Source organism: Flavobacterium sp. LHD-85 (genome assembly GCF_030929595.1).
Taxonomy (GTDB): domain Bacteria; phylum Bacteroidota; class Bacteroidia; order Flavobacteriales; family Flavobacteriaceae; genus Flavobacterium.
The window spans coordinates 884740-904848 of sequence record NZ_JAVFVR010000001.1; the positions used below are offsets into that span (position 1 = coordinate 884740).

Sequence of the window (20109 nt, forward strand, 5' to 3'; positions counted from 1 at the left end):
ACGCACAAAACTACTTTTATAAACTATGAATATCAAAGAAAAATTCGGATTCAAAGTCAAAGAACTTCGAGAACAAAAAGGATACTCAATCGAGTATTTAGCCAATATTTCCAACGTTGATAGAAATTACATCTCAGATATTGAAAAAGGTCAACGAAATGTCTCCATAGAAATAATAGAAAAAATAATAACAGCTCTCGATACTGATTTTGGGGCTTTTTTTAATGATAAGGGTTTTAAAAAATGAAGAAAGTAAAAAAATATTCAGAAATCAGGCAAAAACTTCAAATTGATGTTGACAAAAAAACAGATAATGGTTTAGCTAAATTTACTCATTATCTACAAAATCATAAAAATGGTGTTTCGGAATATTTCAAAAATGATGCTGAAGAATATCTTACAACGATACATGAAAAATTAAATATTTTAGAAGAGCCAAACTTCCAATATTATTTACCCATAAAATGGGACATCCCTTTTCCTTCTCCAGAAGAACCTAAATTTAAATTTATTGATTTATTTGCTGGTATTGGAGGAATAAGACTTGCTTATCAAAATCTGGGAGGCAAGTGTGTATTTACAAGTGAATGGGACACTTATTCAAAAAAAACTTATGAAGCAAATTTTGGTAAAGTACCATTTGGAGATATAACTCAAATTAATGAAACAGAAATTCCTGATCACGATGTTTTACTTGCAGGATTTCCATGTCAACCCTTTTCTATTGCTGGCGTTTCAAAAAAGAATGCATTAGGCAGAAATCATGGTTTTTTAGACGAAACTCAAGGAACTTTATTTTTTGATATTGCTAGAATTCTTAGACATAAAAGACCAAAAACTTTTATGTTAGAAAATGTTAAAAACTTGGTATCTCACGATAAAGGAAATACTTTTAAAGTCATCAAAAAAACATTAGAGGAATTAAATTATACCATTTACTATAAAGTTTTAGATGGTAAGTATTTTGTCCCACAACATAGGGAAAGAATTATTATTGTTGGTTTTGATAACGAATATTTTGAAGGAAAAGAGAATTTCAAATTCCCTGAAATGACTGAAGCAAAATTTGCATTAAAAGATATTCTTTTACCAAATGTAGACCCTAAATACACATTGTCAGACAAGCTTTGGAATTACCTTCAAGAATATGCAAAAAAACATAAAGCCAAAGGAAATGGTTTTGGATTTGGTTTAGCTGATTTAAACGGAATTTCTAGAACCATGAGTGCTAGATATTACAAAGATGGAGCAGAAATACTAATTCCTCAGAAAGGCAAAAATCCAAGAAGATTAGTACCTCGAGAGTGTGCAAGACTTCAAGGATTTCCTGACAATTTCATAATACCTGTATCAGATAATCAAGCGTATAAACAATTTGGGAACTCTGTTGTTTCGCCCTTAATGCAAGCGGTTGGAGAATGTTTAATTAAAGAAATAGAAATAATTAATGGAAAACATTCTTAATAAAGCAATAGAAGCTGTTCAAACATCTGAAGTTGCATTTTGTAAATTTCTTTCAGCAAATGATACCAAAGCAACAAAATCCCACCAAAGCGGTTATTTAATTGGTGTTTCTGCTTGGTCTTTATTTCTTGACAAAAAACCAGATGCACACATTATAAAACATAATGCAAAAATAAAATGGCAAGATGATTTTGAAACATCAGCAACTTTTACATATTACAAGTCCAAAGGAGAATTAAGACTAACAGGATTTGGTAAAAAGTTTCCCTTTAGAGAAGAAGACAACGTAGGTGATTTATTTATATTAACTAAAAAGACGAAGGAATATTTTGAAGGTTATATTTTACAATCGAGTGAGGATATAGATGATTTTTTTGCAGCAGTAAATATTTCATCAACACAAACAAATGCAATTATACCAAAACAATTTGATGAAAAACCTGAAGATAAATTACTAAAATGTTTTCATCATTTTTTATTGACTTTAAAACAAGATTTTCCACCAACAATCGATCTAGCAACTACAGCTAGAAACTGTTACATAAATTCTTTTAGTAAAGCTAAAAATATAATTCAAAAAAATCCTGATCAAGAAATATTAAATTGGCTTGAAACTGAGTTTAAATTATTTAAAACTATAGAAAATGATCGATATAGTAGCATACTTAAATCCCCATTTGCATCTGTAGAAGATTTAATAACCTCTGCCAATACAATATTAAATAGACGTAAAAGCAGAGCAGGAAAATCGTTAGAACATCATCTTTCTGAAATTTTTAATTGTTTTGAACTTCAATACTCAAGTCAATCAATTACTGAGGACAACAAAAAACCTGATTTTCTTTTTCCTGGCTCAGACTCATATCATAACCCTCTCTTTGACAACAATAAATTAATCTCTTTAGCATCAAAAACAACATGTAAAGATAGATGGAGACAAATTCTTAATGAAGCTGATAAAATAAAAACAAAACATTTATTTACTCTTCAGCAAGGAATTTCTAAAAATCAACTGCAAGAAATGTATAAATATGATGTATGTCTTGTTGTTCCAGAACCTTTTCTCAAAAATTTCCCTATTGAATTCCGAGATAAAATTTTAACTCTTGAAAATTTCGTTCATCATGTAAAGAAAACGCAAATGTGATTAAATATAGTTTTGAACATATATTAAAAACCTATACTAAAAAAAGCCACTTTCGTGGCTTTTTCTCATTTCTTACTCAATCACCAAATAAGGATCAAGAATTTCTGCTAATTCATTTAACCAATAGAAACCATCTTCAATATTTACGGTTTCGGTTTTCATAAATCCATCTTCTCGTATTGCATTTAACGCAATTAGGAAATTTACTTGCCTAATGGTTTTTGCCATACTTTTGGAATAAATTGAATTGTTGAAGAATTCAGTTAACCTCAACTCTGTTTCTTTGGAAAGGATGTTTATACTCATTAAGCCTGAGAGTTTAAAACTACATACCCATAAAACCAACAAACAAGTTTTTCCCTTATCCTATTAGGCAATTTTTAGTCCATAATCGGAATTACAAAATTGAAAAATAAATCAATTTAAAATTTCATAATATTTCCTTAACCTACTTGTCTTTTATCTTTAAAATCGATAAGTTTGAGAATGAATCATTAAATTTTATTTGTTATGAAAGTACAAATCAACACCGACAAAAACATTGAAGGAAGTGCAAGATTAGAAAGTTATTTTTCTGGAGAAATAGAGAAAAGCTTAGATCGTTTTCAAGATAAAATTACTCGTGTAGAAGTTCACTTTGGAGACGAGAATGGAGAAAAGTTTAGTCTGCATGACAAAAAATGTGTGATTGAAGTTCGTCCCGTAAAATTACAGCCAATCACTGTTACAGAACACGCTGAAACACTTGAAAAAGCTTTTAGCGGTGCATTGGCCAAAGCTAAAAAAACATTGACGAGCTCTTTCGAAAAAATTAAAGCGCATTAATATTATTTTTAAACCATATAAGTGATATAAGTTCATTTTAAGTTTAGTTAAAAACTTATTTCACAAAAAAAGCGAAGCACTTTTAGTGCTTCGCTTTTTTTATGGTTCATAATAAGTGAAAAACTTAAATTCTCTTATATAACTTATATGGTTTATCTTATTTAGGTAGAGGCGCGCCAACTGCAATATCGCAACGGTGACCTGGTTTTCCGTGTGGCGGATTCATTCCGTCTGCTACTGTTGCTTCATTGCCTTCTGTGCTTAACAAAGCTGGAACTGGGTTTGATGCTGGTGGAGTAACCGTAAAGTTTTTGGTAACAGTTCCGCTTTGATCAGTATTTGTAGTTGTCGTAGTTGTTTTTGCAACAGGAGAATTTAAAGGAGCCCCAACCGCAATATCACATCTATGGCCCGGCTGTCCGTGTGGCGGATTCATTCCTTTTGCCACTTTAACAGGCGTAGTTGTTGTAGTCGTTACCATTTTCGCCTGATTCGGATTTACCTGAACGGTTTGTCCTTGAGTTGCTTGTACTTGCTGCGTTGGTGCAGAATTTAAAGGCGCTCCAACCGCAATATCGCAACGGTGCCCTGGCTGTCCGTGAGCAGGATTGATTCCTTTTGTATCGCTTAAAACTGTATTTGGGTTTGTTGCAGGTGCTTGCACCACTGGCGCAGCAGGTTTTGTGGTATCTTTTGCAAGTCCTAATCTTACTAATTCTGAAGATGCTGTACTTGCCTGCGGTTCTAATTCCTTTTTACAAGAAACAAAAAGTAAAGAAGTAACAGCTATTGAGCTTAGAAGTATTTTTGCCTTCATGACTGGGTATTTTTATTGATGAATCAAATATAGTGGTTTTTTGAGAGATTAAATCACATGAGTAATGTTAATGATAATTTAATGAGGAACAAAGGTACATAGTCATTAGGCATCTTAAAATAAACTTTGCGACTCTGCGACTTTGCGAGATTCAAAAAATAGCATTGCGAGAAACCTCACTTCCATCGTTAAAAAAATTATACCTTTAAACTCAAATAACATATCTCATGAAAAAAATACTTTTACTTCTTTTATTCGGTACAACTTTTGCAAATGCGCAAACAGACAAAAACAAAATCAATCAGACTCTTGATACATGGCATAAAGCTGCTGGCGAGGTAAAATATGATGCTTACTTTCATGTATTGGCAGATGATGCTATTTACATCGGAACTGATGCAACCGAAAATTGGACCAAAAAAGAATTTGCTATTTGGGCAAAACCCTTTTTCGATAAAGGAACGACTTGGAATTTTAAAGCATTAGAACGTCATATCTTTTTTGATAAATCAGGAAAAATTGCTTGGTTTGATGAACTGCTAGACACTCAAATGAAAATCTGTCGCGGTTCTGGAGTTTTGATAAAAGTGGGCAACGAATGGAAAATTCAACATTATGTGCTGTCAATGACAATTCCGAATGACGAAGTTGATGCTATAACCAAGATAAAAGCACCTATTGAAGACGCTTTAATTGCAAAACTTCAGAAAAAATAAAACATTTTACAGTTTTCTTATTATAAACGTAACTTTTTGAGCATATTAGAAGCGCTGTTGGTAGATTAATTTTAATTAATTCGGCAAAAACAGCGCTTTTTTGTAACTTTAGAATAAGATACTGTCAAAAAAACGAACCGTATTTTACAAAATTCATCAAAATAAAACCCACACCTCTATTTTAACAGCCTTAAAAACAAGAATATTTATTTTTTTCTAACTTTGACCCCGAAAAAAATAGGGTTAAACAAAGTATTTTAAAAATGAAAATAGAAAAACGCTGGATTATCTCCTTTATCATGATAAGCGTCGTATGTACGATAGGGGCATTTTGGCCGACAGTGACCGAAAATAATTATGTTTTGTCAGAATTTGGAACTATAGATCACATTGTTCCTGCCGATGTTGCTTGGATGCTTACTTCGAGCTGTTTGGTTTTAATCATGACTCCAGGATTATCTTTCTTCTATGGCGGAATGGTTGGCAAGAAAAACGTTATTTCGACCATGCTTCAAAGTTTTATCTGTTTAGGAGTTGTAACGCTTTTATGGGTTGTTGTCGCATTTAGTTTGGCTTTTGGAGAACCAGTTGGTTTTGGATCTGGAGATCATTTTTACAGCTTTTTTGGTAATCCAACTACTTTTGCTTTTATGGATTATGTTGGTGTTCTGCCACATAAACAATTGGCCAATACGATTCCGTTTATGCTTTTTGCCTTGTTTCAGATGAAATTTGCCATCATTTGTCCTGCCATTATTACGGGTTCGTTTGCAGAGCGCGTTCGTTTTATTTCTTATTTAGTTTTCATTAGTTTATTCACGATATTCATTTATGCTCCTTTATGTCATGCCGTTTGGTATCCGACGGGCGTTTTAGGAAGCTATTTTGGCGTTAAAGATTTTGCAGGAGGAACTGTAGTACACATGAGTTCTGGTTTTGCTGCTTTGGCTGGCGTTATTGTTTTAGGAAAAAGAAAAAACAGCCAGCATATTCCAACCAATATTCCGTTTGTATTATTAGGAACAGGAATGCTTTGGTTCGGCTGGTTCGGATTCAACGCTGGATCTGCTCTTGCTGCCAACGGAACTGCTGCTATGGCTTTTGCAACAACGACAACTTCATCTGCCGCAGCCATGTTAACTTGGATTTTCTTTGATAGAATGAACGGAAGAAAAGTTTCTGCTCTTGGAGCTTGCATCGGCGCTGTAGTTGGTCTTGTTGCCATTACACCAGCTGCAGGATTTGTTTCGGTGCCAGAAAGTATGTTCTTCGGTTTCATTACAGCTTTGGTTTCTAACACGGCTGTAAACTGTAAATATTCTAAAAAATTCGATGATACTCTTGACGTTTTTGCTTGCCACGGTGTAGGCGGAATTATGGGAATGATTCTAACTGCTATTTTCGCTCACGGCGAAGATGCAAGTTTACTTCATGGCGGATGGAATGTTTTCGGGCATCACATGATGGCGCTGGTTCTAGTTTCGATCTTTACTTTCTTCGGAGCTTATTTCTTATTTAAAGTAACCAATTTCATTATTCCGCTAAGAGTTTCAGAAGAATCAGAACACATCGGATTGGATTTATCTCAGCACGATGAAACTTTAGATCCAAAATCAAAACCAATTACTGAGCCTCATTACGGTTAAAAAATATAAGTTGCCACGAATTACACTAATTTTCACTAATTTTTTTTCTGCAATGCGTTAAATTGATTTGTGTAAATTCGTGTAATTCGTGGCAAAAAACAAAATATACTTCACGCGAATTCTTTGCGGAAAACTTTTTAAACCCAATTACGCTATTTTCATTCGTTTATATTCCTTAATTTTGCCGAAAATTTTTGTAAAAGTGGGAAGTAAAAATAAACTAAAAAGATTCAGAGAAAACGAAACATTCCAAAACGTTTTTCAACCAACCAGAGAAGAAGTTGTAGGTGATTTGATGCCTTTAAAAGGAAAATGGAATTCTGATTTCTTTAAAAATGACAATCCATTAGTTTTAGAATTAGGATGTGGAAAGGGAGAATATTCTGTTGGATTAGCAGAGAAATACCCAAACAAAAATTTTATCGGAATTGATATTAAAGGTGCTCGTTTCTGGCGTGGTGCTAAAACTGCTGTAGAAAACGGACTTCATAATGTGGCTTTCGTTCGTACTCAAATTGAATTGATCAATCATATTTTTGCTGAAGGCGAAGTAGACGAAATCTGGATTACTTTCCCAGATCCACAAATCAAATACAAAAGAACCAAACACAGAATGACGAATTCTGAGTTCTTAAAATTGTACAAAAAAATCTTGAAAAAAGACGGTGTCGTAAATCTTAAAACCGACAGTGAATTTATGCACGGTTATACACTTGGATTGCTCCATGGAGAAGGTCACGAAGTTTTATACGCAAATCATAACGTATATAAAAACGAAGGAAGCCCAGAGGTTGTAACTTCTATTCAGACTTTTTACGAAAAACAATATTTAGAAATTAATAAGGCAATTACGTATATTCGTTTCAAAATTAAAGACTAACTTTAATTTTGAAACCTTTATCTAACCCATTTTAATAACTAAATGACCTACCTTACTCCATTAATTTCAGGTTTTATTGCCGCTGCCATTGGAACTATTCCGCCTGGATTGCTCAATATGACGGCTGCCAAAATAAAAATGAAAGAAGGGAAAAAGAATGCGCTGTCATTTGTAATTGGTGCGGTTTTAATTATTTTTTTTCAGGCTTACATTGCAGTATTGTTTGCTCGCGTCATAGACAATCGTCCAGATGTTGTAATATTATTGCGTGAAGCTGGTTTTATCATTTTTTCGATCTTAACTATTTATTTTTTCTTTTTTGCGAAAGATCCGATAGCAAAGAAAAAAACGAAGATTAAAAAGAGCAGTAAAAAAAGCCGTTTCTTTCTAGGCATGCTTCTTTCTGGATTAAACTTCTTTCCTATTCCTTATTATGTCGTAATAAGTGTAACGCTTGCCTCGTACCATCTTTTTGTATTCGAAAACACCATTATCTTAACCTTTGTATTAGGCTCGGTTCTTGGAGCTTTTGCAATTTTGTATAGTTATATCGCTTTCTTTGGAAGAATAGAAAAGAAAACTGATTACTTCATGAGAAACATGAACACTATTATCGGGACCATAACTGGATTAGTTGCACTGGCAACACTTTTTAATATCTTGAATTATTACTTCGGATAATTTTATAGCCACAGATTTAGGGGATTAAAGTGTTTTTTTTCTTTGTGGTTAATTATTTCTCACGCAGATTTTGCAGATTTTAGCAGATTAATAGTAATTTTAAAATCTTTATAATCCTTTTAATCAGTGGCAAAACAATCATGGCAGAAGAGAATTTTTTCGAAAGAGTTTATGTAATCGCCAGACAAATTCCGTTTGGAAAAGTTACTTCGTATGGCGCTATTGCAAAAGCATTAGGCACAGCTCGTTCTGCAAGAATGGTCGGTTGGGCAATGAATGCTTGTCACAATATGGATGATGTTCCCGCACATAGAGTGGTAAACCAAAAAGGACTTCTAACAGGAAAACATCATTTTGACGGAACTAATTTAATGCAGCAACTTCTGGAAAGCGAAGGTATTGTGGTAGAAAACAATCAAATTATAGATTTCGAAAAACATTTTTGGCAACCTGAAATTGAACTTTAAATTTTTTCACCATATAAGTGATATAAGTTCATTTAATCGTGACGCTTATTCTTATGTCTGAAAATCTGCAATGCGCAATCTTTGTCAAAGTTTAAAACTTTGACAAAGATTCTGAAGCTATTTTAAATCCAAACTAAAATGAACTTATATAACTTATATGGTTCAAAAAAACTAAATCAGGCAAATTACAAAACTCGTTTGATCCTCGTCGGTTTGGTAACTTAAATAACCTCCGTGTGCTTCAATAATATTCTTAGAAAGTGTCAAACCAATTCCCGCGCCATCTTTTCTAGTGGTGAAAAACGGAAGAAAAACTTTATCTCTAATTTCAGCATCTACCCCTTTTCCGTTGTCTGAAATCACAATGAAAAAACGATTGTTTTCGGTATAGCTTGAGATTATTAATTTCTTTTCTGTTTTTTCTTTTAAAGCATGAATACTATTGGTAATCAAATTGATAATTACTTGTTCCATCTGATTTTTATCAATCATAATAGAACGTGAACTGTGTATTTCATTCACCAATTCTATTCTTTCTTCCTTCAAAATCGGGCTCATAATTCGGAGACAATCTTCAAACAGAGCATTAATTGGCGTCATTTGCTTATTTGGCGTTGGCAGCATTGCTAGTTTACGGTAATTCTCTACAAAAAACTGCAAATGATCACTCCTATTTATGATTGTCGAAATACTGCTTTTGATGTCTTCAAAATCATCTTCTTCCAATTCTTCCTGATCTACAATATGAAGCAAATTTTGCGAAAGTGCACGAATAGGCGTTAGCGAATTCATTAATTCATGAGAAATAATCTTCATTAAATTAATCCAAGCCTCTTTTTCTTTCTTCTCAATAACACGCTGAATACTGTCTAATAAAATGATAAAATACTCTTTATTGTACGTTTGTGTGCGCGAAGTCTGAAGCATAAAAGTCTGCAAATCCTGATCTTCAATTTTAATAGAAATGGCTGTTTTAAGCTCACTAAAACCAACATTTTCAACTTCAATGCAAAGTCCAGGAAGATAGTTTTTAAGATATTTCCAGTGACTTACTTTTGGCACTTTGAAGAGATTGGAAAAACAGTCGTTCATTATAAAAATAGACCAATCCTCATTTTCTTTTTCTAAGATCAAGGCCGCAGTATCAATACTGTTCAAAATCGAACGATAGATTAATTCTTTGGAAATCTGTTCCTGTTTCTGAACTTTTAAAGTGTCGTATAACAGATACAAACTGTTGAAATTATCTTTTTTATGTTCTTCTGGAAAATGAGCAGAAAAATCATCATGCAGAATCGAGTTTATCGTTTTGTCATAAAACAGCAATTGGTTTTTGACGAAAAAATACATTTCGAACAAAAAAATTAAAACGAAAACACCAACCAAAATACCATTGAATCGAAATCCTTTATAAAATAGCAACGCACTGCAAAGAAAGAGTGCCATTACAAACACAACTCTTAGAAACAACGCATTATAAAACTTCCAATTCTTCATTTTTATTTGAATTGCCTCCAGCTTTAGCTGGAGAGATAAATTATTTATAGAAATAGGCTTTAGTCAAAATGTTTAGGTTTGGCTAAAGCCTCAATCTTATCTCAATATTAACATCCTGCTAAAGCTGGACGCTACTCATTTTCTCTAATTCTTCAAATCGTATTTCTCTATTCTTCTATACAAAGCAGCACGAGACAAACCCAATTCTTCCGCAGTTTTACTGATGTTTCCATTATGCTTGAAAAGTGCTTTTTCAATCGCACCTTTCTCCATTTCTGATAACGGATTTTCATCATTTTCTTGAATTTCTTCAAAATCCAAAATATCCAGATCCATTACAGAAATAGTATTGTTTTCAGCCAAAATCAAAGCACGTTCGATTTTGTTTTCCATTTCACGGACGTTTCCTTTCCACGGATATTTTTCCAAATATGGCGCTGCATTATCCTCAAAACGCCAATTTTCCTGATTGTATTTTTCGGCAATCTGTTCCAGAATAAAGTTTGCCATTGGTACAATATCGTCTTTTCTTTCGCGCAAAGACGGAAGATTGATTTCCATTGTATTAATTCGATAAAGTAAATCTTCTCTAAAAGTTTTATTCTTTACTTCTGTTTTAATATCGCTATTTGTTGCGGCAATAACACGAACATTCAACGTTCGCGGTTTGCTTTCTCCTAAACGCGTTACGGTTTTAGTTTGCAAAACATGAAGCAATTTGGCTTGAAGATGCAGTGGAATATTTCCGATTTCGTCCAAGAAAATTGTTCCGTTTGACGCATTTTCGAAACGTCCTGGAGTATCTATTTTAGCATCGGTAAAAGCACCTTTGGCGTAGCCAAAAAGTTCACTTTCAAACAGATTATCACTTAGAGAGCCCAAATCTACATGTACAAAAGGTTCATTTTTTCTTTCTGAATGCTGATGAATAAATTCTGCAAAAACATACTTTCCTGTTCCGTTTTCACCTAAAATCAAAACATTGGCGTCTGTTCTGGCCACTTTTTCAGCAATAGAATAAGCTTGTTTTATTTTGGCTGAAGTCCCGACAAAATATTTCTTTTCTACTTTTTCTGCTTTTTCTAAAGCTGTTTTTTTACTGCTTTTCCTGCTTTCGGTAACAGCTTTATCAATAACTTCTATCAGTTTTTCATTATTCCAAGGCTTTAGAACATAATCAAAAGCTCCAATTTTAATGCCTTCTACAGCAGTTTCAATTTTACCAAAAGCGGTCATTAAAATCACAATAGTCTGTGGCGAAAGCGTTTTAATTTCTTTCAGCCAATGAATTCCTTCACGCCCATCTTCAAAACCAATTCGGTAATTCATGTCCAACAAAACCACATTTATATCATTTTCGCTTAAAATTGAAAAGATTTTTTTTGGACTATTAGTTGTAAAAATCGTCTCGAAATGTTTTTTAAGAATCATTTTTGCAGAAAAAAGAATTTCTTCCTGATCGTCAACAACTAATATTTGGGCTAGTTTTTTTCTCATGTGTTTTTTTTCTGTCCGCTTCCGAACGGTCAACTGTTCATTATCGGACACTACTTTTTTGAAGTATTTTCTGAAGCCTCTTTAAAATCAACGCTTTACAAATAATAAATTTTATGGCACAGTATTTACCTATTGATTATCAGTAAAATAAATTATAAAATGGACACGGTAATTCCTCGTAAAAATAAAAAATTTAGATATCTCGCAATAGCAATTGCTGTTTTTTTAGTTTTGCTTACCATCTCGGTTTTTGCTTTTAATACCAAAAGGACTTTAAATGTAAAAGCAGACGAATTAGTAATCCAAAAAGCAGAAAAAGCTTTTTTTGAAGATTTCGTAGTTTTCCAGGCAAAAGTAGAACCTTTGAATGTAATGCTGGTAAACGTTACCGAAGGCGGTTCTGTAAAAGAGATTTTTGTAGAAAATGGCGCAATGGTAACCAAAGGGCAATCTCTGGCTCGTTTGTACAATCCAAACACAGAATTGAATTACTTAACTCAGGAAACGGCTATTATTGAGCAAATCAACAATTTAAACACGGGAAAATTAAACATCCGAAATCAAGAACTAAACTTAAACAAAGATTTAGTTTTGATCGAACATGATTATAACGATGCGAAGCGATTATATGATATGAATGCGAAGTTGTATGAGAAAGATGTAATTTCTAAAAATGACTGGAATACTTTTAAGGAAAGTCTTCGTTTTCAAGAAGAACGTAAAAGAACAATTCAGCAAAGCATTCAAAAAGAAAAACAAAGCAACCAGGTTCAGATTTCTCAAATAAACCGTTCAATCCAGACTATGGAAAAAAGTTTGGACATTCTTAGAAACAACAAAAAGAACTTTCTAATCACAGCTCCAGAAACAGGAAGATTAACTTCTTTTGAACCTGTTTTAGGAAAAACTTTCCAAGCAGGCGCAAGCATTGGAAAAATTGATTCTAAGAAAGGATACAAACTTACCGCCGAAGTTGACGAATTTTATCTGGAAAAACTTAGAGAAGGATTAAAAGGGCAGATAGAATTTAAAGGAAAAAATCTTGAAGTTATCGTTACCAAAGTAATTCCAGAGGTTAAGGGTGGACGATTTACCGTAGAACTTGCTTTTGTAAGTAAAGAAAATATTGTCTTGCAAGACGGACTTAGCTTTGGTGTAAAACTAATTTTGTCTGAAAAGAATAGAACTTTAGTAATCCCGAGAGGAGCATTTAATCAAGAAGCTGCAGGAAAATGGATTTTTGTTGTAAACGGAAACAAAGCAGTAAGAAGAAACATCAAACTTGGCCGCGAAAATCCTTCGTATTATGAAGTTCTGGAAGGCTTAAAAGAAGGCGAATCTGTAGTTACTTCTTCTTATACCGATTATAAAGATATTGAAGAGCTTTCTCTAAATAAAGAATAGTTTCTTTTGTTTCAAGTTTCAGGTTTCAAGTTGGTTACAAAGTAAACTTGAAACCTGAAACTTGAAACAACAAAAAACAAATAAAAAAATCATCATTTCAATCATCAATCAAAAAACGAATTTAATAACATTTCAAAACCTTAAAAATTATGATCGCAATTCAGAATTTAACCAAAGTTTTTAGAACAGAAGAAATAGAAACCGCAGCTTTGAGCGGTATCAACGTAGAAATAAAAAAAGGAGATTTTTTAACCATTATGGGGCCTTCAGGTTGTGGAAAATCGACTTTGTTAAATATAATTGGACTTTTGGACAGCGCAGATGGCGGAAGCTATAAATTACTAGATCAGGAAATGATTGGTCTAAAAGAGAAAGGAAGAGCGCAGGTGAGAAAAGAAAATATTGGTTTTATTTTTCAGAATTTCAACCTAATCGATGAGCTTTCTGTTTACGATAATATCGAATTGCCATTGCTTTACAACAATGTAAAGACTTCTGAAAGAAAGCAAAAAATTGAGGCTATTGCTGAGAAACTTAATATCTCTCATCGTTTGAAACATTTTCCGCAACAGCTTTCTGGCGGACAGCAACAGAGAGTTGCCGTTGCAAGAGCTTTAGTAAATGACCCTAAAATTATTTTGGCCGATGAACCTACAGGAAACTTAGACAGTAAAAACGGTAATGAGGTAATGGAACTTTTAACCGATTTACATGCTAAAGGTGCTACTATTTTGATGGTTACCCACTCTGATTATGATGCTTCTTTTTCGCAAAGAACCATTCATATGAAAGACGGAGTTATATTTTCTGAAAAGTTAAATCAACGAAATGTTGATGTTTTTATGGACGCTAAATAACAAAGTGATGATTAAAATTATTGTTACTGCACTCGTAGTTCTGGTAGAATTAGTTTGCAAAATATTTACTATGATTTAAAACCGAAAGGTTTTCCAAAAACAACCATATCAACTATAAAAAATATACCTCAAAATGATTTTTAACTGGTTTAAAATTTTTATATATCATTTAAAGCAAAGCAAACTGTTTTCGTTTTTAAATGTTTTAGGATTAAGCATCGGGATTGCGGGCGTAATCTTTGCCATCTTGTATTGGAACAATGAGCATTCTTACGATCAATGGAATCCTGAAAAGGAAAACACTTATATGGTCCTTAATAGACTTAGTAATGGAGACACGTGGGGCTCCAATTCTATTCCGTTTGGCGAGACTTGTAAAGCTTCTATTCCCGAGATAGAAAATATCTGCTTCTTTCATACTTGGTACGATGAAGATATAATCAAATATCAGGATCAAAAACTGCTAACAAAAGACATTTTATCTAGTGATGAAAATTTCTTTGATTTCTTCCCATTTGAGATTATTAAAGGCGCTAAAAGCAATATTCTAAAAGAAAAAAATAGTGTTGCAATTTCTGAAGAACAGGCATTATTAGTCTTTAAAAACGAAGATCCTATTGGTAAATCTATTTCTTATGGCAATAAAAACTATACCATAAAATCGGTATATCGCATTACTAAACCATCATCTATAGAGCCTTCTTATGTTTTTAGTGGCGTGAAGAGAGAAGGTGATTTAGACCAATGGGGAAATTTTAATTATGGCTTACTAATTAAAATCAAAAAAGATGCAACTGTAAGCACTGTTTTAAAGAAAATGCAAAATGTTTATTTTGTAAACAGAACCGTAAAAGATGCCAAAGAAAGTGGCATGACTGTGGCTCAATATGTAAAGGAAAATGGTGAAATAAAAGTCATTTTAGATCAATTGAAAACGTCTCGCCTTTACGGAACCAAAAGTTCTGCTGGGCAAAATTATCCTGAGGGTGTCGGAAATTTAAAATTGCTTTACATTATGGCGGGCTTATCTGTTTTGATTTTAGTTTTATCATTGGTTAACTATATCAATTTAGCAACAGCATCGGCTATAAAACGTGCAAAGGAAGTTGGAGTACGTAAAATTGTAGGCGCTTCAAAAAACCAGATTATTATTCAGTTTATTTTTGAAACTGCTATAATTGTAACATTAGCTATTTTATTTGCTTTGGCAATTGTAGAGCTTTCATTACCATATTACAACAATTTTTTAAACAAAACACTGACTATGAATGGCAGTGAATTCTACCTGCAGCTCATTTTTATTTTTGGATTAGTTATCGTTCTTGCAGGTATTTTCCCTGCCATTTATATCTCAAATTTTGAGACTCTAAAAGTTTTAAAAGGCAATTTCTCTCGCAGCAAAAGTGGTATCTGGATTCGTAATTCGATGCTTATTTTTCAATTCGGAATTGCTGCATTCTTTATCATTGGAGCGCTAATTGTCAATTCTCAGGTAGAATACATGATGGAAAAAGATTTGGGCTTTAGTGGCGATCAGGTTATTTCTATTCCTTACAATACTGTTGACAGACTCAAAAGGACTGATGATTATTTAGTCTCAAAACAAGAAATTAAAAAAATACCGGGAGTTGTTGATGTTAATACATTTGCAGGAGCTTTTGGAGGCAATTCAGGTTCAAGTTCAGGATTTAAACACAATGGGATTTTTGTACAGCCAAAAAACATTGAAATGGATTTTGGTTTCTTAGACATGATGAAAATAAAAGTAGTTAAAGGACGTGACTTATCGCCTCAATATGCTTCAGACACTATAAGCAGCATGCTTATGAATGAAACATTGGTAAAAATGTTAAACCTTAAAGATCCAATCAATACCGTTATTACCTCAGGATGGAGCATCGGAAGTGGTGATAATTTAAAGTTTAAAATTGTTGGAGTTGTGAAAGATTTCAATTTAACCGGATTACAAAATAAAGTTCCTCCAATGGTTTTTATAAATCTTAAAACTTTAAAATGGAATAACTTTAGCAATGTTCTTGTAAAGGTTTCTCCAAATAATTTAACAGAAACGTTAGATAAATTGAAATTATATTGGGAGAAAAATGTAAACCCAGACTATCCTTTTGATTACGAATTTGTTAACAAAGGATTCGCAAAGACTTATGAGCAACAAGTGAAACAAAAAAACCTGTTTTTTATTCTAAATTTGGTTGTAATTATAATTGCGGTGTTTGGATTGTTCGCTTTGGCATCATTTTCGATGGAGAGAAGATTGAAAGAAATCGCCATTAGAAAAACATTAGGAGCCGAAACAGATATACTCCTAAAAGAATTGTCGAAACAATATATTGTTTTCTGTTTTATAGGATTTGCAATCGGGATTGTTCCTGCTTACATATTATTACAGAAATGGCTTGAAGATTTCGCTTTTAGAATTGGAATATCATCTATTCCTTTTGTAATTGCCTTGATTTCTCTTTTGATTTTAACTTTAATAATTGTTTTAACAAAAGCGTTCCAGGTAACCAAAATAGATGTTTTAAAATATTTAAAATACGAATAAGCTTGTAGACCATTTTTTTTAAAGAAGCCCGACAGATTTCAGTAAAATCCGTCGGGCTTTTATTTTTTTAGTCTTTCATCGTTACAGCATCGTTATAAATCAACTTGTCCAAATTTTGGTCTCGATCGTATACATCTGGGAAAAAATTAACTTCTCCATTGTCTTGAACCCAGCAGGTAAAATAACCTATATAAACCGGAATTTTACGTTTAAGCATGCAAGTTGTTTCTTTTCCTCCATTCATAGCACTCTCTATTTTGTCTGCTGGCCAGTCTGGATCATCTTTTAAAATATGCAATGCAAGCTGTTTGGCTTCTTTCACATTGATGCAGCCGTGGCTGAAAGTGCGTTTTTCAAATTCGAATAAACTTTTTGCAGGAGTATCATGCATATAAATATCGTTTGGATTCGGAAACATGAATTTTACTAATCCCAGCGAATTTTTAGGTCCTGGTTTCTGTCTTACTTTACCTCCATTCCATTCCATATTATGTTCTTCCAAATAGTTTTTATCACTTGCAATTTGGAGTTTTAGTTCATTTTGAATAATGCTATTTGGCACATACCAATATGGACTAAAAACAATTCGATCCATACTTCCACTAAAGATTACTGTTTCGCTAAGTCGATTACCAACAAAAATATCCGAAACTAGATCATACTTTCCATCCTTAACATAAAACAGTCTGAATGAAGGAATATTAACCATAACATATTCGTCTGCTTTAGCCAACTTGGTCGGGATCCATCTGCATCTTTCCATATTCAGCATAATGGTTCTGATTCTTTTACCAATCGGTTCATTCATCTGATTGATAATATCTCTTGTTAGGGCATAATTTATCTTTAAATTATATCTTTTTTTATAATTTAAAACGCCCGCCATCAATTCTTCATCATAAATATCACTTCCTGAATCTTGTTTTAAATCTCCAACTACAAACAGACGGTTTCTAATTTGCTTTATAGCAATTGCCGTATCGTCTGGTCTTAAATCTTTAAAAGCAGCACTGTCAATCGTAATTTTCTGCCATAGATTATCGGTTTCTATTTTACGGTATTTTTTCAGCGCATCTTTCAATCTATAGTATTGACTGAATAAAAGATTATCATCTTTATCCAATCGATCAGAATCAACCATTAACGAATCTAGAATGTGAGTATACGAAATAGATTTTGCAGGCAAGTACCATCCTATTTTTTTTAATGTCGCAGGATCAACTCCAGAATATACATTGCTGGCATAAAACACATACATGCTTGTCAGCAGTAATTCGGTATCAAGCTGTGGCGGTTTGTTTGAAGAACTTTCATTAAAAGCCTCATCTATTTCCTCTTTATAAGGCATTTTATTTTCAATTCCCTGATCTTTCAGAACATTTACTTTCTGATACAATAATGATCCAAATTCTGTTATATTTTTATCATCGTACCAAATAGATTTGTACTGTTTTGCTTTATAAATACCCTCAACATCTTTCTGATATTTTTTAAGCTTAGGATATTTTTTAAAAAAGGCGTTAATTGAAGCTGCGTCGATGGTAATGACTGCAACAGCTTTTGGATTTGTTGCATCAGCCTTGCTTTTGGCATTGTTGGAAAATGAATTGAATGAAAATGCAAAAAAACTGACTGTAACAATAATTAAAGAAAAAGTAAAATTTCGCATATTTTTAAAGTTTTAAATTGGTAGAAACAACTTTAAAAAAAATACCGAAAACCCAATAAATTACTCAAAAAACCTTAGTTTTCACATATTTTTTTCCTATCTGGTAATCATCGATTTGGGCTATCAAATATAGCGAAGTTTTGTGAGAATTTTAATTTAATTAGAAGAAAACTTTTATAAAAAATCATTCCTAATAAATCGAACAAACTTTTATAAAAGTATCAAAACAGGTAGATTCTTAAATTCCTTTTTCAACAAAAAGTTATGTTGAATAATTTTGAATAATCTCAATATCAATAATTACAATTCAAAAACGCTTAATTTCCGAACTTAATCTGTTATCTTTGCACCCTAAAATCAGTTTAAATAAATATAATCTTATAAGACTGGTTTAAGAATAAAAAAATAGCCCATTACAATGAAACTAGATAGAAAAGAAATTCTAAAAGCCTTAGAGACAATCACTATTGCTGGAGAAGGAAAAAATATGGTTGAAAGCGGTGCGGTAACCAATGTTATTACATTTGGAGATGAAGCTGTTGTAGACCTTGTATTGCATACACCTGCTATGCACATCAAAAAAAGAGCTGAAGATGATATTAAGAAAACAATTCATGATTTAATATCGCCAGACGCGAAGGTAAAAGTAAATATTAAAGTAGAAGCTCCGGAGAAACCTGAAATTAAAGGTCGTGCAATTCCTGGAATCAAAAATATTATCGCAGTTGCTTCTGGTAAAGGAGGAGTAGGAAAATCTACTGTAACAGCAAACTTAGCTGTTACACTTGCCAAAATGGGATTTAAAGTTGGTGTTTTAGATGCTGATATTTACGGCCCTTCAATGCCAATTATGTTTGACGTTGAAAACGCAAAACCTGTTTCTGTAACTGTTGACGGTAAGTCTAAAATGAAACCAATTGAAAGCTACGAAATCAAAATGCTTTCAATAGGATTTTTTACAGCACCAAGCCAAGCTGTAATCTGGAGAGGGCCAATGGCTGCAAAAGCATTAAACCAAATGATTTTTGATGCAGATTGGGGAGAATTGGATTTCATGCTTCTTGATTTGCCTCCGGGAACTGGAGACATTCACCTTTCTATCATGCAGTCGCTTCCAATTACTGGAGCTGTTGTAGTAAGTACTCCACAGGCCGTTGCACTTGCAGATGCCAAAAAAGGTGTTGCAATGTTTATGCAAGATAATATCAATGTTCCTGTTTTAGGAATTATAGAAAATATGGCTTACTTTACACCAGAAGAATTGCCAGACAATAAATACTATATCTTTGGACAAGAAGGTGCTAAAAACCTTGCTGAAGATTTAGGCGTACCATTTTTAGGAGAAGTTCCTATTGTACAATCTATTCGCGAAGCAGGAGATTACGGTCGTCCAGCGGCATTGCAAACGGCTTCTCCAATTGAAAAAGTTTTTGAAGGAATTACTAGAAATGTAGTACAAGAAACTGTAAACAGAAACGAAAGCCTACCTGCAACAGAAGCCATCAAAATTACAACAATGGCAGGTTGTTCTGCAGTTAAAAAAACTAATTAGATAATGAGATAATTTGCCAATTAGATAATGTCTTAAATTTTCTAATTGGCATATTTTCACAATTGACACATCATATTATGACAACAGAAGAATTAACAAGCAATGTTTTATTGGCCTTAGATGAGATAAGACCATTCTTAAAATCTGACGGTGGAGATATTTCATTAATTTCTATCGAGGATGACAAACATGTAAAAGTTCGTTTGGAAGGAGCTTGCATTAGCTGCAGCGTAAATCAAATGACACTAAAAGCAGGTGTTGAAACAACTATAAAAAAATACGCACCACAAATTGAAACTGTGGTAAACGTGATGTAACAAAAATCGGTATTTTTTTCAAAATTGAACCTTTAGAGTTTAACAAGAATAATAAGTGTTTTATCGTTTGATTAATAAAATGATAAAATAACAGCCAAAAAAAGATGTTT

At 32.9% G+C, this 20109-nt stretch carries 19 protein-coding genes; 14 read left to right on the forward strand and 5 right to left on the reverse strand.

What is annotated here, in order from left to right; translation table 11 throughout:
* Positions 1-25 precede the first annotated feature (25 nt).
* Genes RB618_RS03785 through RB618_RS03795 form a run of 3 tightly spaced genes read left to right on the forward strand, consistent with a single transcriptional unit; the run spans position 26 to position 2611 of the window.
* Positions 26-247 (forward strand): helix-turn-helix domain-containing protein, encoded by a 222-nt coding sequence (locus RB618_RS03785; RefSeq protein WP_263523988.1) that lies wholly within the window; start codon positions 26-28, stop codon positions 245-247.
* A complete protein-coding gene (gene dcm / locus RB618_RS03790; RefSeq protein WP_308067544.1) occupies positions 244-1464 on the forward strand; it encodes a DNA (cytosine-5-)-methyltransferase in 1221 nt (406 codons plus the stop codon). Before RB618_RS03785 ends, dcm begins: the two co-directional genes overlap by 4 nt.
* Positions 1448-2611 carry a type II restriction endonuclease gene (locus RB618_RS03795; RefSeq protein WP_308067545.1) on the forward strand — a complete coding sequence of 388 codons (1164 nt, stop codon included), beginning with the start codon at positions 1448-1450 and terminating at the stop codon, positions 2609-2611. The genes dcm and RB618_RS03795 overlap by 17 nt, the downstream gene beginning before the upstream one ends.
* 72 nt (positions 2612-2683) lie before the next feature.
* Here RB618_RS03795 and RB618_RS03800 read toward each other — a convergent pair whose 3' ends face one another.
* Positions 2684-2917, reverse strand: coding sequence for a hypothetical protein (locus RB618_RS03800; protein ID WP_308067546.1), 234 nt, complete (start codon positions 2915-2917; stop codon positions 2684-2686).
* Positions 2918-3121: 204 nt separating this feature from the next.
* Between RB618_RS03800 and RB618_RS03805 the strand changes: the two genes are divergently transcribed.
* Positions 3122-3436: an HPF/RaiA family ribosome-associated protein gene (locus RB618_RS03805; RefSeq protein WP_308067547.1), complete on the forward strand. Its 315-nt coding sequence runs from the start codon at positions 3122-3124 to the stop codon at positions 3434-3436.
* A gap of 157 nt (positions 3437-3593) precedes the next feature.
* On the opposite strand, the gene RB618_RS03810 is transcribed toward RB618_RS03805, so the two are convergent.
* The gene (locus tag RB618_RS03810) at positions 3594-4253 is read right to left on the reverse strand and encodes a hypothetical protein (protein ID WP_308067548.1); all 660 of its coding nucleotides are present in this window, start codon (positions 4251-4253) and stop codon (positions 3594-3596) included.
* A 227-nt stretch (positions 4254-4480) separates the two neighbouring features.
* Between RB618_RS03810 and RB618_RS03815 the strand changes: the two genes are divergently transcribed.
* From RB618_RS03815 to RB618_RS03835, 5 genes are all read left to right on the forward strand, one after another.
* Positions 4481-4969 carry a nuclear transport factor 2 family protein gene (locus RB618_RS03815; protein WP_308067549.1) on the forward strand — a complete coding sequence of 163 codons (489 nt, stop codon included), beginning with the start codon at positions 4481-4483 and terminating at the stop codon, positions 4967-4969.
* Between the two features lie 263 nt (positions 4970-5232).
* Positions 5233-6615 carry an ammonium transporter gene (locus tag RB618_RS03820; protein ID WP_308067550.1) on the forward strand — a complete coding sequence of 461 codons (1383 nt, stop codon included), beginning with the start codon at positions 5233-5235 and terminating at the stop codon, positions 6613-6615.
* Positions 6616-6817: 202 nt separating this feature from the next.
* On the forward strand, positions 6818-7495 hold the full coding sequence (trmB, locus tag RB618_RS03825) for a tRNA (guanosine(46)-N7)-methyltransferase TrmB (RefSeq protein ID WP_073408106.1): 678 nt from the start codon (positions 6818-6820) through the stop codon (positions 7493-7495).
* Positions 7496-7537: 42 nt separating this feature from the next.
* A complete protein-coding gene (locus RB618_RS03830; protein WP_308067551.1) occupies positions 7538-8176 on the forward strand; it encodes a lysine transporter LysE in 639 nt (212 codons plus the stop codon).
* A gap of 140 nt (positions 8177-8316) precedes the next feature.
* A complete protein-coding gene (locus RB618_RS03835; protein WP_308067552.1) occupies positions 8317-8643 on the forward strand; it encodes an MGMT family protein in 327 nt (108 codons plus the stop codon).
* Between the two features lie 171 nt (positions 8644-8814).
* On the opposite strand, the gene RB618_RS03840 is transcribed toward RB618_RS03835, so the two are convergent.
* On the reverse strand, positions 8815-10140 hold the full coding sequence (locus RB618_RS03840) for a HAMP domain-containing sensor histidine kinase (protein ID WP_308067553.1): 1326 nt from the start codon (positions 10138-10140) through the stop codon (positions 8815-8817).
* A 144-nt stretch (positions 10141-10284) separates the two neighbouring features.
* Positions 10285-11637, reverse strand: a complete 1353-nt coding sequence (locus RB618_RS03845; protein ID WP_308067554.1) for a sigma-54 dependent transcriptional regulator — start codon at positions 11635-11637, stop codon at positions 10285-10287.
* Between the two features lie 159 nt (positions 11638-11796).
* On the opposite strand from RB618_RS03845, the gene RB618_RS03850 reads away from it, so the two are divergent.
* From RB618_RS03850 to RB618_RS03860, 3 genes are all read left to right on the forward strand, one after another.
* Entirely contained in the window at positions 11797-13041 is a 1245-nt protein-coding gene (locus tag RB618_RS03850) for an HlyD family efflux transporter periplasmic adaptor subunit (RefSeq protein WP_308067555.1), read from the forward strand.
* A 149-nt stretch (positions 13042-13190) separates the two neighbouring features.
* Complete coding sequence (locus tag RB618_RS03855; RefSeq protein WP_308067556.1) at positions 13191-13898, forward strand: ABC transporter ATP-binding protein; 708 nt, start codon at positions 13191-13193, stop codon at positions 13896-13898.
* Positions 13899-14031: 133 nt separating this feature from the next.
* Positions 14032-16461, forward strand: a complete 2430-nt coding sequence (locus RB618_RS03860) for an FtsX-like permease family protein (RefSeq protein WP_308067557.1) — start codon at positions 14032-14034, stop codon at positions 16459-16461.
* 67 nt (positions 16462-16528) lie between these two features.
* On the opposite strand, the gene RB618_RS03865 is transcribed toward RB618_RS03860, so the two are convergent.
* Complete coding sequence (locus RB618_RS03865; protein ID WP_308067558.1) at positions 16529-18130, reverse strand: L,D-transpeptidase family protein; 1602 nt, start codon at positions 18128-18130, stop codon at positions 16529-16531.
* A gap of 418 nt (positions 18131-18548) precedes the next feature.
* Between RB618_RS03865 and RB618_RS03870 the strand changes: the two genes are divergently transcribed.
* Positions 18549-19682: an Mrp/NBP35 family ATP-binding protein gene (locus RB618_RS03870; protein ID WP_308067559.1), complete on the forward strand. Its 1134-nt coding sequence runs from the start codon at positions 18549-18551 to the stop codon at positions 19680-19682.
* 77 nt (positions 19683-19759) lie between these two features.
* Positions 19760-19999, forward strand: coding sequence for a NifU family protein (locus RB618_RS03875; RefSeq protein WP_095929732.1), 240 nt, complete (start codon positions 19760-19762; stop codon positions 19997-19999).
* The last annotated feature ends 110 nt before the right edge of the window (positions 20000-20109 follow it).

Bases quoted from the DNA above. Each gene is read 5' to 3' on its own strand.
- RB618_RS03785 (WP_263523988.1), top strand. From the start codon at position 26: ATGAATATCAAAGAAAAATTCGGATTCAAAGTCAAAGAACTTCGAGAA.
- dcm (WP_308067544.1), top strand. From the start codon at position 244: ATGAAGAAAGTAAAAAAATATTCAGAAATCAGGCAAAAACTTCAAATT.
- RB618_RS03795 (WP_308067545.1), top strand. From the start codon at position 1,448: ATGGAAAACATTCTTAATAAAGCAATAGAAGCTGTTCAAACATCTGAA.
- RB618_RS03800 (WP_308067546.1), bottom strand. From the start codon at position 2,917: ATGAGTATAAACATCCTTTCCAAAGAAACAGAGTTGAGGTTAACTGAA.
- RB618_RS03805 (WP_308067547.1), top strand. From the start codon at position 3,122: ATGAAAGTACAAATCAACACCGACAAAAACATTGAAGGAAGTGCAAGA.
- RB618_RS03810 (WP_308067548.1), bottom strand. From the start codon at position 4,253: ATGAAGGCAAAAATACTTCTAAGCTCAATAGCTGTTACTTCTTTACTT.
- RB618_RS03815 (WP_308067549.1), top strand. From the start codon at position 4,481: ATGAAAAAAATACTTTTACTTCTTTTATTCGGTACAACTTTTGCAAAT.
- RB618_RS03820 (WP_308067550.1), top strand. From the start codon at position 5,233: ATGAAAATAGAAAAACGCTGGATTATCTCCTTTATCATGATAAGCGTC.
- RB618_RS03830 (WP_308067551.1), top strand. From the start codon at position 7,538: ATGACCTACCTTACTCCATTAATTTCAGGTTTTATTGCCGCTGCCATT.
- RB618_RS03835 (WP_308067552.1), top strand. From the start codon at position 8,317: ATGGCAGAAGAGAATTTTTTCGAAAGAGTTTATGTAATCGCCAGACAA.
- RB618_RS03840 (WP_308067553.1), bottom strand. From the start codon at position 10,140: ATGAAGAATTGGAAGTTTTATAATGCGTTGTTTCTAAGAGTTGTGTTT.
- RB618_RS03845 (WP_308067554.1), bottom strand. From the start codon at position 11,637: ATGAGAAAAAAACTAGCCCAAATATTAGTTGTTGACGATCAGGAAGAA.
- RB618_RS03850 (WP_308067555.1), top strand. From the start codon at position 11,797: ATGGACACGGTAATTCCTCGTAAAAATAAAAAATTTAGATATCTCGCA.
- RB618_RS03855 (WP_308067556.1), top strand. From the start codon at position 13,191: ATGATCGCAATTCAGAATTTAACCAAAGTTTTTAGAACAGAAGAAATA.
- RB618_RS03860 (WP_308067557.1), top strand. From the start codon at position 14,032: ATGATTTTTAACTGGTTTAAAATTTTTATATATCATTTAAAGCAAAGC.
- RB618_RS03865 (WP_308067558.1), bottom strand. From the start codon at position 18,130: ATGCGAAATTTTACTTTTTCTTTAATTATTGTTACAGTCAGTTTTTTT.
- RB618_RS03870 (WP_308067559.1), top strand. From the start codon at position 18,549: ATGAAACTAGATAGAAAAGAAATTCTAAAAGCCTTAGAGACAATCACT.
- RB618_RS03875 (WP_095929732.1), top strand. From the start codon at position 19,760: ATGACAACAGAAGAATTAACAAGCAATGTTTTATTGGCCTTAGATGAG.